We start from the raw sequence: 14,922 nt of genomic DNA on the forward strand, positions 1-14,922 counted from the left end.
ATGATTTAATACAAACATATGTATTTATCATTGCTAATCATATTTCACTATAGAAATATATTTACTACTATTTTACATATGGAGATACATATATTATATGCAAAAAAGAAAAATATTGTCAAACTCACCCATAAAGCAATTATATTCATATACCATATTTAAAGGAGGCTTCATTATCTATGATTCTTAAGTTAAATTCCACTTCTTTTGAAGTAGCAACATCCATTTTACAGGTTCAAATTCCAGCTTATAAAATTGAAGCAGACTACTTAAATAGTACTGCCATACCTCGTTTATATGATACTGTAAACGATATTCAAAATTGCGTTGAAACATTCTATGGATATTTTTCTGAAAATAAACTTGTCGGTTTTATTTCTTTTGTACAAGAAGAAAAACTAATCGATATCCATAGGCTAGTTGTATCGCCCGATTTTTTTCAAAAAGGAATCGCAACGAAACTCCTAATTTATATATTTAACATGTTTCCCTCTCCAATGACATACATTGTACAAACAGGTAAAGCGAATACCCCTGCTATTACTTTATATAAAAAACACGGATTCATTACAGTATCAGATACAATACTTCCTGACGGTATGATTCTTACGCAATTAAAAAAGACAGAAAACACAAAATAATTTGACTTGTTATCTCCTTTATGTTATTTTTTACTTTATAAAACCTTTTGCTGAGTCCAAATTTTGGAGCGGGGGAACCATTTTTGTAGCTATGCTACTTGGGGCGAATCTTTTTTAAGTAGGGAAACTCTCACTTCCCGAGTCCGACAGCTAACCTCGTAAGCGTAATGGGAGAGGAAGGTGCTTTTTGCCTATGTTACACATTTTGCCTCCTTAATTATAAATATGGGATCGATATCAAATAGTCACCTATATTTATAGAAAAGGAGAATGTATTATGTTACGTTTATCTGATCACGCAATAAAAATGATGGAGCAAAGACTCCGAATTGAAAAACAACGCACATATCAAGCAAATAAAGTTGTAGATAACTTACATCACAAATACTTCTTTCAGCATATTTTTCAACCGAAAAGATGAAGAAAATGTTTATTTAATATTAAAAAACACAAGGTGTGTCTTACAAAGACATTCCTTGTGTTTTTTATATTCTTTATAAAATTCTCACTACATTTAAACTTGCTGTAATCGCACCTGCTATAGTAGTCACATGCCCTACACCTAACGGGCCATTTTGTAATATTAATGTTGAATTGGCACTCGTCACATTCACAAGAAGTGTATTTGAAATGGCTGGTTCGATTACTACAGTTGATGTCGTTACGTTTTGTATAAAACTCCCTGTTAGTTGCGTTCCATTTAATAGTAATCTCACAGATACTGTCTCATTCCCACCATTTGCATCCCCTTGGAAATAGTAGCTTACTAAATATATTCCTGGCGTCGCTACTGTGACTGTCGTAGCACTAGTTAAAGATACACCAGTTCCATATACAGTGGATCCAGAATTAATTGGAATGTTAGTATTTGCTGCAATTGTACTTGTTGATGTAGAGAAGAAATAGCCACCACCTGTAGATATAGCAGATGATCCTGTCGCTCCAGTTAAGCCCGTTGGGCCAGTAGCACCAGTTGGGCCTGTTACTCCCATTCCCCCTGTTGCTCCGGTGATTCCTTGTATGCCTTGGATTCCTTGTGGACCGGTTGGACCCGTCGCTCCCGTCTGGCCGGTTGCTCCGGTTGCTCCTGTCACACCCTGTGGACCTTGGATTCCTTGTGGACCGGTTGGACCCGTCGCTCCCGTCTGGCCGGTTGCACCAGTTGGACCTGTTATCCCTTGTGGTCCTTGGATTCCTTGTGGACCTTGTGAGCCCGTTGCTCCTATCTCTCCAGTTGCTCCCGTCTGCCCTGTTACTCCTTGTGGTCCTTGAATTCCTTGGGGACCTTGAGGCCCCGTTACTCCAGTTGGACCTGTTGCTCCAGTTGCTCCGGTTGGTCCCGTCGAACCGGTTACCCCTTGAATTCCTTGCGGTCCAGTTGGGCCGGTTGGACCAATAGGCCCTTGGATTCCTTGGATTCCTTGAATGCCCTGTGGACCGGTTGGGCCTTGTAGACCTTGTATGCCTTGAATTCCTTGTGGTCCTGTCGCCCCTGTTGGACCAGTTGGACCCTCTGGACCTTGCACTCCTTGGATTCCAGTCGAACCGGTTGGACCGATATTTCCTTGAGGTCCCTGTATGCCTTGAATTCCTTGTGGACCGGTTGGGCCTGTTATGCCGCTCAGCCCTTGTACTCCTTGGATTCCTTGGGGTCCAGTTGGTCCCTGTATGCCTTGAATCCCTTGTAACCCCTGTAAACCAGTTGGACCCGTTGCTCCCCTTACGCCTTGCTCACCTTGTATGCCTTGAATTCCTTGTGGGCCGGTTGGACCGATTAGCCCCTGTGCCCCTTGCACACCTTGCGGGCCGGTTGGGCCGGTTGCTCCTACCGGTCCCTGTATCCCTTGTAAACCTTGTAGACCGGTTGGACCTGTTACTCCCATTACACCTTGAGGTCCTTGAATACCTTGATCACCCGTTGGACCAGTTGTCCCCATTGGTCCCTGCACTCCTTGCACTCCTGTTAAACCTGTTGCTCCAGTTGGTCCCTGTACTCCTTGCACTCCTTGAATTCCAGTCGCTCCCGTTGCTCCGGTCGCCCCTGTTGCCCCTGTTGCTCCCGTCGGACCTGTTGGGCCCCCTGGTGATCCTGCTGGACCTGTTGGACCTGTCGGGCCTCCCGGTGGCCCCGTTGGACCTGTTGCTCCCGTCGGACCTGTTGCAGAACCAGTCGGACCAGTTATCCCAGTTGCTCCTGTCGGTCCTGTTGGACCGGGATCACCTTGTAAACCAGTTGGGCCTGTTGGACCGATTTCACCTTGCACTCCTTGAATTCCTTGAGATCCTGTTGGACCGACCTGCCCCATCTCACCTTGTGGACCTTGTAAACCTTGGACCCCAGTTACCCCTGTTGGTCCCATTGGACCTTGTTCTCCTTGAATTCCTTGAGATCCTGTTGGACCAGTCGGGCCAATTGGTCCCTGAATACCTTGTATACCTATTACCCCTTGTAAACCACTACTCCCTAAATTCCCTTGAACACCTTGTATACCCGTATTTCCAGTTGGTCCCGTTGGACCGATTTCACCTTGTACTCCTTGTATACCTTGTATTCCTGTTGGACCTGTTAACCCGATTTCACCTTGCATTCCTTGTATACCTTGTATTCCTGTTGGGCCTGTTGGACCTATTGGGCCAGGAATTCCTTGTATCCCTTGAATACCAGTTGGACCAGTCGGACCTCTTTCACCTTGAATTCCTTGAACACCTTGTATTCCCTGTGGCCCTCGTTCTCCCACAGGTCCTTGATTACCTTGAGAACCTTGTGGTCCAGTTAAACCCGTTGGGCCTGTTGGACCATTTTCTCCCTGCACCCCTTGCACTCCTTGTATTCCTTGAGGACCAGTTGGACCGATTGGACCTTGTACGCCTTGTATTCCTTGTGGTCCAGTCGGTCCACCTAAAGCACCAGTTGGACCGGTTGGTCCAGTGGGCCCCGTAATACCTGGCGTTGGAAAAGGAATAGGTGCTTGAAACTTACTACACTTATCTTGATTCTTCACAAGCATCTCCTCCCGTTTGTAACGCATCAAACTATTTGTAATATGTTTAAGCTAGCTGTTATTACTCCCGCTAATGTCGTTACATGCCCAATAGCTAATGGACCATTTTGTAATGACAAGGTGGAATTTGAAGAAGTAACTTGAATTATCATCGTATTAGAAATCGCTGGTTCCAATAAAAAACCTGCTGTAACATAAAAAATAAAACTCCCTGCGACTTGTGTTCCGTTTAACGTCAGCCTTACTGAAATCGTTTCATTCCCACTAGTTGGATCACCTTGAAAATAATAACTTACTAAATATATTCCCGGCGTACTCAACGTTACAGTTGTTGCACTTGTTAAACTAATTCCTGATCCAAAAATTGTAGAACCAGAATTGATTGGTATTAGCGCATTCGCTGCAATTGCACTCGTTGCAGTGGAAAAGAAATAACCGCCCCCACTAGGTAAACCAGTCGCTCCAGTCGCTCCTACTATTCCCGAGAAGCCTATTGCTCCTACGCTACCAGTTGCACCTGTAGGTCCAACCGCTCCGTTTTGCCCCTGACTACCTTGCGCTCCAACTGGTCCTATACTACCACTAGCACCTGTCACTCCACTTGCTCCAGTTGGGCCTTGCAAACCTTGAACTCCTTGTATCCCTTGTATTCCTTGCGGACCCGTTGCACCTGTAATTCCTGTCGTTCCCGTTATTCCTTGTATTCCCGTAATCCCTTGCACTCCTTGCACACCTTGTGGTCCAGTTGCCCCGGTTGCTCCAGTAGCCCCAGTTTCACCCGTTGCACCTGTAATTCCAACATTTCCTTGTGGACCTTGGGGCCCTTGACTACCTTGCGCTCCTTGGACTCCTTGAGGTCCTGTTATACCAATTTCCCCTGTATTTCCTTGGGGGCCTCTAATTCCTTGTGCACCTGTTGGACCGATAATTCCTTGCACACCTTGTATTCCTTGCACTCCTTGAGCTCCTGTTGGACCCGTTATTCCTTGTAATCCTTGAGGACCTTGCAAACCAATAGCTCCAGTCGGTCCTATTATTCCTTGTACGCCTTGAGGACCTTGGGCACCTTGTGTACCTGTTAATCCGGTAGTCCCTTGTATCCCTTGAACCCCTTGAGGACCTTGTGTTCCAGCTGCTCCTGCTTCCCCTTGAATTCCTTGTACGCCTTGGATTCCTTGTGCTCCAGCAGGACCGGTTGCTCCTCGGATTCCTTGTGCACCTTGAGTTCCTTCCGCTCCTGTAACACCAACTGGACCGGATACGCCTTGTATTCCCACCATTCCTTGTGCACCTGTTGGACCTATTACACCTTGAATACCTTGAATACCTTTAGGACCTTCTGCACCAGTTGGACCAGTTACTCCCAGCGGACCTTGTATTCCTTGAGAACCTTCTGCACCAGTTGGACCTGCTATACCTTGGTTACCTTGAGGACCTTGTGCACCTTGTACTCCAACTGCTCCAACTACACCTTGGGAACCTTGCGCTCCCCTTACACCTTGATGACCTGTTGGACCGGTTATACCTTGCACTCCTTGCGCTCCAATTGGACCTATCTCTCCGCTTACACCTGTTGAACCAGTCGCTCCCGTTGGACCTGTTGGACCTCCTGGTGGACCTGGTGGACCTGATGGACCAGTCACTCCACTAGATGGACCAATTGGACCGGTTGTTCCCGTCGGACCGCCCGGTGGTCCTTCTAAGCCTTGAATACCGATACTACCCGTCGCTCCCGTTATACCTCTTATTCCCTTTATCCCTTGAAAGCCTGTTGCTCCCGTTATACCTTGTATTCCTTGCACACCTTGTGGGCCTTGTAAACCTATTGCACCTGTTATCCCCTTTATTCCACTTATCCCTTGAGCACCTTGTATTCCAGTAGAACCAGTTGGACCCACTTCACCTTGTATTCCTTGAGCTCCTTGTGGCCCTTCCTCTCCAGTAATTCCTTGTATCCCTTGGAGGCCGTCTTCTCCTTGTATACCAATAGCCCCTTGCTCTCCTTGTATTCCTTGAACACCTTGAGGACCTTGTGGACCAGTTACACCCGAGACTCCAGTTATGCCTCTCTCTCCCTGCATTCCTTGTGCTCCCGTTTGTCCTCGCTCACCTATTTCCCCTTGTATTCCTTGTGTGCCTTGTATACCTTGACTACCAGCAGGACCCGTAGCTCCTTGTATTCCTTCTAATCCTTGTACTCCAATATCACCAATTAAACCTTGGGTTCCAATTAATCCTTGAGCACCTTGGAGACCAGTTGGGCCAGTTATACCTTGCTCTCCTGTATCACCAATAGCTCCTTGTATTCCTTGTGCTCCTGTTGTCCCTCGGGGACCTTGTATCCCCCTGATACCTTGAGGACCTTGGGGCCCAGTTGCTCCCGTCGGTCCAGTCACCCCTGTAGGACCAACAGGACCTTCATGCCCTCCAGTTGGACCGATTGGACCACTATTACCTGTCGAACCAGTTGCTCCTATAAGTGGAAGAGGCAGTGCCACTCCGAATTTTTTGCAATTTCTATGATGACGCACAACAATCCCCCTCCCCAAAAATAATTACACTTTTTATATGAAATGCATTTTTATAACAAAAGTACACATTTAACCTCAATTTTATTAAAATAAAGAAGCCTATCATTTGTTTGAAATGATAGGCTTCTTTTATAAAAACAGTTTACTTTCTAGCTTTCATAATAAAAGTAGTTGGCACCATCCTAGCTTTATATAAAGAATAATATTTCGTAGACAGCTCAGTTAGTTCTTCATCAAACGAGCTCGATGGTTCAGGCTCTTCTATTCTCTCAATTTTAAATCCCGCTCTATTTAACTCATTTATGTATGTACTTATTTTTCTCTTATATAATGTCGCTTGTACATTTTCTCCTTTAAATGTTTCAAACGTAATGGGCGTTTCCTCATGATAAGAAGACTTTATAGCAACTTCTTCCGTACCATACTGTAAGTTTGAATATACTGGGTGCTCCCAACTAAAAATAAAACTTCCCCCTGGCTTTACATATGAATAAATCAGTTCCAACGTTTTTCTTAAATCCAAAGTCCAACCTAATGCATAAATGGAATATACAATATCAAAATATCCTTTCGGAATATCTCCTTCTTCTTCCATTGCTCCGCATACTAACTTTGGATTCCAATCCTTTAACGTCTTATTCGCTATTTCAATTTGTGTACTCGAAAGATCAAGCCCCCATAATTCCTCTGCCCCTTGTTCCGCCATATATTGCAACGAATGCCCACTTCCACAGCCAATATCAAGAACCTTTTTCTTTCTGATTGAATCGAACAAACGAATCTCATCTTCAGACGCCGTATACGGACCATATTTAGGTAAACAATCCACTTGAAAGAAATAAGGTGCAACTGTATCCCAACACTTTTTATTTAAAGCTAACATTTGCGCACCTTTCATATTCTACATTCCCCCATCCATTTTTCTTTCTCTAATATTAATTACATATCATAACCAGATCGCCCTTTTCTCTTCGCCCGGTAGTTTTTCACTTTCGCAATCGTACCGCATGCTCTTCCTCCTTCTTCTCCAGCATACATGCCGCACCATCTTTTACTTCCATTTCGCGAATGATCATAAAATACCCAGCGACAATCTGGACATGCTTTTAACCTTCCCCACACATTTTCTTGAATTGACATTAACACAATGCTTAACACTTTTGTATACACATTCTCTTCATATACCGGTTCATATGTAATACCTTTCATATCATCCTTTATATGTACATGAAATGGGTATTTCTCTAACCATTTTTGCAATGATCCTTCGCCTTCAATTGTCATCCGAATATCTTCCCGAAAACCTCTTAATTCCTCTATTGTATGAAATGGAAACTCTTCATCAAAATATTCTTTCATAAAGAGCTTTATGTCTTCTGCTGTTTGCAGCAAATCAATTGGCTCTCTCGTATCGTTTGGTATTCTCCATGTATTTAAAAATTCCCGAATATATTCTAGTTCATTTGGAGCGTTTTGATTCAATTCGATCCACCTTCTTCTTAAAATTTACTTTTTTCTGACTTTATGTATAATTATAGTATAAAATAGTTAACCATCAAATAATTTTACTGGTTACATAATTAGGAGGATTTCTATGAAAAGTTTCTCAACACCGATACGTTTCATGCTTATTTCTTCATTTTTTATGTCTTTTGGGTATTTTGCAGTATACGCATTTTTAGCTATTTATCTATTAACCTTTCTTCATTTTTCTGCTGTCCAAGTAGGAACAGTGTTGACGGTTATGACAATTACATCACGAGTTATCCCATTATTCTCAGGGTTAATTGCTGACAAAATAGGCTATATCATTATGATGATAGCCGGTTTATTTTTGAGAGGAATCGGATTTATCGCTTTAGGAATATGCTCTGATTTCTATACAATTTCTATTTCTTCTGCACTTATTGGCTTCGGAACTGCATTTTACGAACCTGCTACGCGCGCCATATTCGGTTCACAACCAGCTCATTTGAGAAAAAATTTATTTACATATTTAAACCTTAGCTTTAATTGCGGTGCAATAATCGGACCAATTGCAGGAGGGTTCTTACTCTTACTTGATCCAATCTATGCCTTCTCTCTAACAGGATCACTTATGCTGTTATTCGCTTTTATCTTTTACTTACTTAAAAACCACTTCCAAGTCACTACTGAAAACACGTCTATTACATTAGGAATACAGGCCATCTTACAAAACAAGTCTTTCCTTCTGTTTTCCTTTATCATGATTTTCTTCTACATTATGTTTACTCAGCTTACTGTCGCACTTCCACTTCATATGAAAAACATTAGTAATAGCAATCAACTTGCTACACTCGTTATTACGATAAATGCGATAACAGGCGTCATATTTATGGTATTATTCCGAAAATTATTCCACAAATACAACACACTTTCGATTATTAAATACGGTGTTTTATTAATGAGTATTTCCTTTTTACTCATTCCTTTATTTCAACACCCATATTGGCTCTTTATTTGTGTAATTTTATTTACAATCGGTGAAACACTCGTATTACCTAACGCTGATATCGCTATTGCAAATTACAGTAATGAATCATATACAGCCACTTTCTTCGGATTTTATCAACTATCACTCGCATTTGGCTTTATCATCGGTAATTATACCGGTACATCTTTTACAGCCAACTTAAGCGGAATGTATACACCATGGCTTATTTTCGGTGGAATAGGACTTATTGGTTTTATTTCATTACATATTTTAAATATGAAAAAGGATTTCCTAAAGAAGATATATGCCTACTGTAAAAATACTAATTTACGGCAATAAGTAAACTTTCATTCTCCCTTAAATTGGATATACATCCTGTTTCATTTTACATATTATGGTACAATTAAGAGGGTACTAACTAAACATTTACGCTCCACACTAGTAATCTAGCAATACCAAAATCAAAAATCACATGGAATTGAGGGATGTTATGAAACAGAAATTAGCTGTTCTTCTATTCACTGGAATCATATTATCAGGATGTTCAACTATAACAGAGAATTCTTTAGAAAGCGGGAAAGGCAGTATGGAATTATTAACACCAACGATTACAGCAAAAGATAATGAATTAGAAATTAAAACTAAAGGCATTGATGAAAATAAAGTAACTTTTATTTATGTTGCTAATAAAAAAGTGTTGGAACAAAAACTAAAAAATGGTGAATCCTACAAACTTAACATTACAGATATCGAACACGCTCATAGGACGGACTACAAACCAAAAGTTCAACTTTTCCAAACGAAAGATGATAATGATGATGGAGAAATGGTAACCTTCAAACAAGTTAGATATACAGTTAAAAACTGATTTTAAAGTTGTTTCATTATAAATGTAACGAACGAAAATATACTTTTAACAGTAGATAAATGTAGGGGGTGCTAACATGAAAAAACGATGGATTTCTTGGTGGATTGGTAACATATTTTGGATTATCGTTTTTGGAATATGGGCCGCTATTATTTGGCTACGAGATGTTGATGGTGCTGGTGTTATTCAAACACCTGAAATTAAATCAATATCACTTATCGTTTTATTAATCACGTTTATCATACCGGTATTTTTTCAAATTATATGGCTAATCATTAATTTGAGAATGAGTAAAAAACATAATTATACGATTTAGTTTTTTTGAATTAATAGATGAATATTTTTCATAAAAAAAGAGAGGAATCTACATCAAAATAGATTCCTCCCTTTTACATTTGGACTTATACTGCGCTTTTAATGCAGCACTACTCCTCTTTTTTACGATGCATGTTCATCTTTCTTCTTCATTAACGCTCTTTTCTTCATCGCCTTCGTTAAATATCCACCTTTAAACGAACGAATTTCATACGAAGACATAAACGCTTTCGGTGCAATTTCATTAATGATTTCTAAAAGCTCTTTCTCTCTAGAACGCTTTGCGACGATATCTAAGCGATAACGTATAGAATTAATACCTTCGCCTTCAAATACTGTAACGCCAAATCCAGAGTGACGTAACTCATCTACTAATTCATTACAACGGTCTAGTAAACTAACTTGATACGTAATATAACCAATTGCTAATTTATTCTCTATATAACCGCCTAATAACAGTCCCGCACTAAAGCCAATGACATAGGCAACGATGTTCATCCAATTTGATAAATCTTGAAACACAATACCTAAACTGACAATGTAAATAGCTCCTTCTAACAATCCAACACCAGCAGCGGATCTTGTTTGATTCTTTACAAGCAAAATCGTACGGATTGTTAAAATTGGAACGTAAATAATTTGAAGCACAAAAATAAGTAGCGCTTGTAACATTGGTATCCACCTCTTTCAAAAAGTCTTTTGTCATAATAACATACATAACCTTTAGAAATCGATGGGTTTTTTAAAATTTTTTTATTATTTTTCATACTATTGAAAAACGCAAAAAAGAAGCGTATTATATTTGTCGTTAATTTGATTACTTGTATAATATCGCTAAATTAAAAAAGGAACCCGATTAGGTCCCTTTCATCATAGCTCTATATTTTTCGAAGCATGTTCCCTTTGCTTCTCTTCTTCTTTCACTAATTGCATATTTGCATAAGCTAAATTTGCAATCATTAAAAAGTGACCACCTAAAATACCTGTACCGAATGCCCACATTTCCATTTCATGCTCAATTTCATACATGATGATAGCTCCTAAAATAGCAGCTGCAAATCGGTTTAAAACTCCTAATCCAGGAGCCTTTTCCTTCATTACGATACTTTTCCCGAGTTTCTCCACTCTGCGAGCTAATAACCAAAGACAATAGGCGCTTACTGCTAATCCAATACCGAACCCTGTCACTTGTTTTCCAAACGGAGTAATCGTCCACATAAGTAGTAAACCACTAAAGATCACATACAATTGTAATCGATATACACGTAAGGCTTCTTGAATCAAAATATCCGCTCCTAAGTTCTCATTTTTTGTACTTTAGAAGAAAAGCAGCAACTTACACAGTTGCTGCTTTCTCTTCTTCTTGTTCTTGTTCCATCTTACGAATTTCAACACGTTTAATTTGGTAAGCGTCTTTTTCTAACACTTTAAATTCATAACCTTCTGCCTCAACGTGTTGTCCTTCTTCGATTTCATGATTTTGCATCATAATCCATCCACCGATTGTATCCACATCATCTTCTTCGATGTGTAATCCAAATAAATCTTTCACTTCTGAGATAAGCACTTTTCCATCAACAATGATATGTTGCTCGTTCACATGTTGAATTGGCGGTGCTTCATCTTCATCATATTCGTCACGAATTTCGCCGACGATTTCCTCCAAGATATCTTCAAGCGTTACAATTCCGGCTGTTCCTCCGTACTCATCATATAAAACAGCCATCGGAATTCGCTTCTTCTGCATTTGAAGTAATAAATCGTGAATTGGAGTCGTTTCCATCACTTCAATAATCGGACGCATATACGAGCGAATAGATGATAAATCTTTTTGATCCTCGGTCATATATCGAATAAAGAAATCTTTTACGTTGACCATACCGATAATATCATCTTTATCTTCTCCAAAAATCGGATAACGTGTGTATCGCTCATTTTGGATTACTTTCATGTGTTCTTCTACTGAATCTTCCAGGTAGAAACCAACGATTTCTGTTCGCGGTACCATAATCTCTTTTGCAATACGATTATCAAATTCAAAAATGTTATTTACATACTTGTATTCAGCTTGATTAATTTCGCCACTTTCATAGCTATCTGAAAGGATAAGACGTAATTCTTCTTCTGTATGAGCTACTTCATGTTCTGAAGCTGGCTTTAAACCAAATAAACCAGTTATCACACGAGCTGAACCGTTCAATACCCAAATAAATGGATACATTACTTTATAGAACATCATTAATGGACCTGCCAATAATAACGTTACCCTTTCAGCCTTTTGAATTGCCATCGTTTTTGGAGCTAATTCTCCTACTACAACGTGTAAATACGTCATAATCATAAAAGCAAGACCAAATGTTAATACTGATGAAATAGAAGGATTTAAGTTCCATTTCTCAAATAACGGGTGTAATAACTTTTCAATTGTCGGTTCACCTAACCAACCTAATCCCATAGCTGTAACTGTAATACCTAATTGACAAGCAGATAAATATTCATCTAAATTTGTTGTTACCTTTTTCGCTGCTAAAGCACCGCGTTTTCCTTCCGCAACAAGCTGGTCGATACGACTTGAACGTATCTTTACAATCGCAAACTCTGCTGCTACGAAAAATCCAGTAAATGCGATTAAAATCGCAACCATGACTAAATTAAATATTTCCAATGAATCCCCTTAGTTAAAAAACTAAGGTGTCCACCTCCTGTATACTATAATGTTTTCTTATTTGTTTGTTAGAAAACATAGCCCGATACAAAAATTAAAGAGGTCGGATTTCACTTATTCTATAATAATAGAGCAAGTGTCTGTATTAAAGCTGTCGTTTGACCTGATAAAGATTTCGATATTTTTTCACGTTGTGAATCAGTCAATTCATCTAAAAGCGGTTTTAACTCAGTAAGCTCCACTTCTAATCGATGAATATGGTCTGTCACTTCATTCACTTGTTTCGAAACGTGTTCATTGATACCGAGCAGCTTCTTCTTCTCCTCGATTTTCTCTTTAATCTCACAAAGCGGCATATGCATTTCTTTGCACTTCTCAATAAATTGTAATGTCTCAAATGCTGTTTCGTCGTAATAGCGATAATTAGATTGAGATCGCTCCGCTTTTAAGATACCTAGATTCGTATAATAATCAATCGTTCGTTTCGACACGTGAGCCATGAGAGCCAACTGTCCGATTCGATACACCTTCCCAACGATCTTCCCCCCTTGTTTATATTACTTACATCATACAACACATAAACTGTACAGTCAAACGTGACGGTTTATTATTCACAATTTATACAAAATTTCAATCTCATCCTATGATTATTCAATACGAGTAATCTACACTTATGCAATAAAATCACTAAACTATTACCTAATCACTACATTGTCTGCCCTTTTTAACCTTTCTTATTTAAAAGCATATCCTACTAATAACGATTGCTTGTATAGGAGGGAATTAACATGAAAAAGACAATCATTTCTCATTTTTATAATGAAGAATACCTACTTCCATGGTGGCTTATGCATCACACGAAAATATTTGATCACGGCATTTTAATTAATAGAGGGTCTACAGATCGTTCCGTAGAGATTTGTAAACTATTAGCACCCCACTGGGAAGTACGAAATTCAAGATTTCTTGAGTTTGATCCAACTAATACTGATATTGAAGTGATGGAAATTGAAAGAGAAGTTTCAGGTTGGAAAATCGTTTTAAATACTACTGAATTCTTTTGTTGTAATAATACTGAAGAATTTTTTTCATCTCTTCATACACTAGGCCAAAACATGTATGCGATTAGAATGATTTTAATGATAGATAATCATAATTATAATTATTCAAAGCCTAGATATTCTATCCCCTTAGTAGAACAGCGATACCACGGTGTCTTCCCTTATAACCCAAATCTAGGATGTGCTTGGAGATTTATTCACAATCATCTAGACGGTGCATATTTACCTGGTAGACATCATTCGCGGCACGGATATATAATTTATGACTATCCTTCATTTATTTTAAAATTCTATTTTAGCCCTTGGAATGAACAATCAAAAGCAAGAAAATTACAAATTACACCTACCCTTTCAAAAAGGGGTATTCAAATGGGGCTTCAAACACATTACGGTCAATCTCCTGAAGTACTGGACATACGTTTTTTAGAGCTTAGTAACCTAACACAAGACCTCCGTCATAACCCTGAATATCAAGAATTATTCCCAAAATTCAAACCGTAATATTTTCTGCATCGTCATCACCTCAAACATTTTCATTCGCTTAATCAAAAACAATCTCATTTGCATAAAACATGAATACTGTATAAATAATAAATTTTTATTTTAGGAGGAAAAAATGAAAGCTGTTATTCTTGCTGGTGGGTACGGTACAAGAATTGGGGAAGAAACACATTTAAAACCGAAACCTATGATTGAAATTGGAACAAAGCCCATTCTATGGCACATTATGAGTTTGTATAGTCATTACGGGATTACTGAGTTTATTATTTGCTTAGGCTATAAAGGATATGCAATTAAAGAGTTCTTTCTAAATTACAACTTACACATGTCTGATTTCACAATACAGTTAAACGATAATACAATTACTAGCCATTCTCATCGTGTAGAACCATGGAAAGTTACACTAATCGATACTGGTGTAAATACCGAAACGGGTGGCCGAGTGAAAAAGATTCAAAATTATGTCGGAGACGAACCTTTCTGCCTCACTTATGGTGATGGATTAAGTAATGTAAATATAAAAGAACTTATTACATTCCATAAAAAACATGGGAAAATGGCTACTGTTACTGCCGTACAACCTCCTGGTAGATTTGGTTCTCTCATATTAGATAAACAGTCTGTAACATCTTTTCAAGAAAAACCATTAGGTGATGGCGGATGGGTTAACGGTGGATTTTTCGTTTTAAATCCTGAAGTTTTCAATTACATTAGTGGAGATAAGTCTGTTTTTGAAACAGACACTTTAGTTCAGTTAGTAAACAAAAATGAATTGGCCGCATATCAACATTCTGGTTTTTGGCATCCGATGGATACATTGCGCGATAAAAATAAATTAGTCGAGCTATGGGAAAGTAATAACGCTCCATGGAAGGTTTGGTAA

15 protein-coding genes and 1 riboswitch are annotated in these 14,922 nt (G+C 39.3%); of the genes, 7 read left to right on the forward strand and 8 right to left on the reverse strand.

What is annotated here, in order from left to right; translation table 11 throughout:
• The first annotated feature begins 179 nt into the window (after nt 1-179).
• Both N2V79_RS15975 and N2V79_RS15980 read left to right on the forward strand, forming a co-directional pair.
• Nucleotides 180-641 carry a GNAT family N-acetyltransferase gene (locus tag N2V79_RS15975; RefSeq protein ID WP_340720064.1) on the forward strand — a complete coding sequence of 154 codons (462 nt, stop codon included), beginning with the start codon at nt 180-182 and terminating at the stop codon, nt 639-641.
• A 38-nt stretch (nt 642-679) separates the two neighbouring features.
• A riboswitch (cyclic di-AMP (ydaO/yuaA leader) is annotated at nt 680-822 on the forward strand.
• Between the two features lie 96 nt (nt 823-918).
• Nucleotides 919-1,062, forward strand: coding sequence for a hypothetical protein (locus tag N2V79_RS15980; protein ID WP_000945243.1), 144 nt, complete (start codon nt 919-921; stop codon nt 1,060-1,062).
• A gap of 73 nt (nt 1,063-1,135) precedes the next feature.
• Here the strand turns inward: N2V79_RS15980 and N2V79_RS15985 are convergent, their stop codons facing one another.
• The 4 genes from N2V79_RS15985 to N2V79_RS16000 all read right to left on the reverse strand — a co-directional run bounded on the left by N2V79_RS15985 (nt 1,136) and on the right by N2V79_RS16000 (nt 7,656).
• Entirely contained in the window at nt 1,136-3,649 is a 2,514-nt protein-coding gene (locus tag N2V79_RS15985) for a BC_3345 family exosporium-associated protein (RefSeq protein WP_340720065.1), read from the reverse strand.
• Nucleotides 3,650-3,669: 20 nt separating this feature from the next.
• The gene (locus N2V79_RS15990) at nt 3,670-6,174 is read right to left on the reverse strand and encodes a collagen-like protein (protein WP_340720066.1); all 2,505 of its coding nucleotides are present in this window, start codon (nt 6,172-6,174) and stop codon (nt 3,670-3,672) included.
• Between the two features lie 142 nt (nt 6,175-6,316).
• The gene (locus tag N2V79_RS15995) at nt 6,317-7,072 is read right to left on the reverse strand and encodes a class I SAM-dependent methyltransferase (protein ID WP_340720067.1); all 756 of its coding nucleotides are present in this window, start codon (nt 7,070-7,072) and stop codon (nt 6,317-6,319) included.
• 41 nt (nt 7,073-7,113) lie between these two features.
• Nucleotides 7,114-7,656 (reverse strand): CGNR zinc finger domain-containing protein, encoded by a 543-nt coding sequence (locus N2V79_RS16000; RefSeq protein ID WP_340720068.1) that lies wholly within the window; start codon nt 7,654-7,656, stop codon nt 7,114-7,116.
• A gap of 112 nt (nt 7,657-7,768) precedes the next feature.
• On the opposite strand from N2V79_RS16000, the gene N2V79_RS16005 reads away from it, so the two are divergent.
• The 3 genes from N2V79_RS16005 to N2V79_RS16015 all read left to right on the forward strand — a co-directional run bounded on the left by N2V79_RS16005 (nt 7,769) and on the right by N2V79_RS16015 (nt 9,813).
• Complete coding sequence (locus N2V79_RS16005) at nt 7,769-8,968, forward strand: MDR family MFS transporter (RefSeq protein ID WP_000834875.1); 1,200 nt, start codon at nt 7,769-7,771, stop codon at nt 8,966-8,968.
• Between the two features lie 133 nt (nt 8,969-9,101).
• Nucleotides 9,102-9,497, forward strand: coding sequence for a hypothetical protein (locus N2V79_RS16010; protein WP_078400294.1), 396 nt, complete (start codon nt 9,102-9,104; stop codon nt 9,495-9,497).
• Nucleotides 9,498-9,573: 76 nt separating this feature from the next.
• Nucleotides 9,574-9,813, forward strand: coding sequence for a DUF3923 family protein (locus tag N2V79_RS16015; protein WP_000747681.1), 240 nt, complete (start codon nt 9,574-9,576; stop codon nt 9,811-9,813).
• Nucleotides 9,814-9,935: 122 nt separating this feature from the next.
• Here the strand turns inward: N2V79_RS16015 and N2V79_RS16020 are convergent, their stop codons facing one another.
• From N2V79_RS16020 to N2V79_RS16035, 4 genes are all read right to left on the reverse strand, one after another.
• Nucleotides 9,936-10,484, reverse strand: a complete 549-nt coding sequence (locus N2V79_RS16020) for a DUF2179 domain-containing protein (RefSeq protein WP_000938438.1) — start codon at nt 10,482-10,484, stop codon at nt 9,936-9,938.
• A gap of 198 nt (nt 10,485-10,682) precedes the next feature.
• Nucleotides 10,683-11,096 (reverse strand): ATP synthase subunit I, encoded by a 414-nt coding sequence (locus N2V79_RS16025; protein ID WP_000613876.1) that lies wholly within the window; start codon nt 11,094-11,096, stop codon nt 10,683-10,685.
• A 52-nt stretch (nt 11,097-11,148) separates the two neighbouring features.
• Nucleotides 11,149-12,477, reverse strand: a complete 1,329-nt coding sequence (locus tag N2V79_RS16030; protein WP_000402258.1) for a hemolysin family protein — start codon at nt 12,475-12,477, stop codon at nt 11,149-11,151.
• Between the two features lie 119 nt (nt 12,478-12,596).
• On the reverse strand, nt 12,597-13,004 hold the full coding sequence (locus tag N2V79_RS16035) for a MerR family transcriptional regulator (RefSeq protein ID WP_000285639.1): 408 nt from the start codon (nt 13,002-13,004) through the stop codon (nt 12,597-12,599).
• Nucleotides 13,005-13,265: 261 nt separating this feature from the next.
• Between N2V79_RS16035 and N2V79_RS16040 the strand changes: the two genes are divergently transcribed.
• The gene (locus tag N2V79_RS16040; protein ID WP_000750972.1) at nt 13,266-14,039 is read left to right on the forward strand and encodes a glycosyltransferase family 2 protein; all 774 of its coding nucleotides are present in this window, start codon (nt 13,266-13,268) and stop codon (nt 14,037-14,039) included.
• 115 nt (nt 14,040-14,154) lie between these two features.
• Nucleotides 14,155-14,922, forward strand: a complete 768-nt coding sequence (gene rfbF, locus N2V79_RS16045) for a glucose-1-phosphate cytidylyltransferase (RefSeq protein ID WP_000648807.1) — start codon at nt 14,155-14,157, stop codon at nt 14,920-14,922.

Source organism: Bacillus sp. CH_70, from assembly GCF_038007045.1.
GTDB classification, from domain to species: domain Bacteria; phylum Bacillota; class Bacilli; order Bacillales; family Bacillaceae_G; genus Bacillus_A; species Bacillus_A cereus.

What these genes read in the sequence shown, in the direction of transcription:
- N2V79_RS15975 (WP_340720064.1), top strand. Translation starts at nt 180, where the DNA reads ATGATTCTTAAGTTAAATTCCACTTCTTTTGAAGTAGCAACATCCATT.
- N2V79_RS15980 (WP_000945243.1), top strand. Translation starts at nt 919, where the DNA reads ATGTTACGTTTATCTGATCACGCAATAAAAATGATGGAGCAAAGACTC.
- N2V79_RS15985 (WP_340720065.1), bottom strand. Translation starts at nt 3,649, where the DNA reads ATGCTTGTGAAGAATCAAGATAAGTGTAGTAAGTTTCAAGCACCTATT.
- N2V79_RS15995 (WP_340720067.1), bottom strand. Translation starts at nt 7,072, where the DNA reads ATGAAAGGTGCGCAAATGTTAGCTTTAAATAAAAAGTGTTGGGATACA.
- N2V79_RS16005 (WP_000834875.1), top strand. Translation starts at nt 7,769, where the DNA reads ATGAAAAGTTTCTCAACACCGATACGTTTCATGCTTATTTCTTCATTT.
- N2V79_RS16010 (WP_078400294.1), top strand. Translation starts at nt 9,102, where the DNA reads ATGGAATTGAGGGATGTTATGAAACAGAAATTAGCTGTTCTTCTATTC.
- N2V79_RS16015 (WP_000747681.1), top strand. Translation starts at nt 9,574, where the DNA reads ATGAAAAAACGATGGATTTCTTGGTGGATTGGTAACATATTTTGGATT.
- N2V79_RS16020 (WP_000938438.1), bottom strand. Translation starts at nt 10,484, where the DNA reads ATGTTACAAGCGCTACTTATTTTTGTGCTTCAAATTATTTACGTTCCA.
- N2V79_RS16040 (WP_000750972.1), top strand. Translation starts at nt 13,266, where the DNA reads ATGAAAAAGACAATCATTTCTCATTTTTATAATGAAGAATACCTACTT.
- rfbF (WP_000648807.1), top strand. Translation starts at nt 14,155, where the DNA reads ATGAAAGCTGTTATTCTTGCTGGTGGGTACGGTACAAGAATTGGGGAA.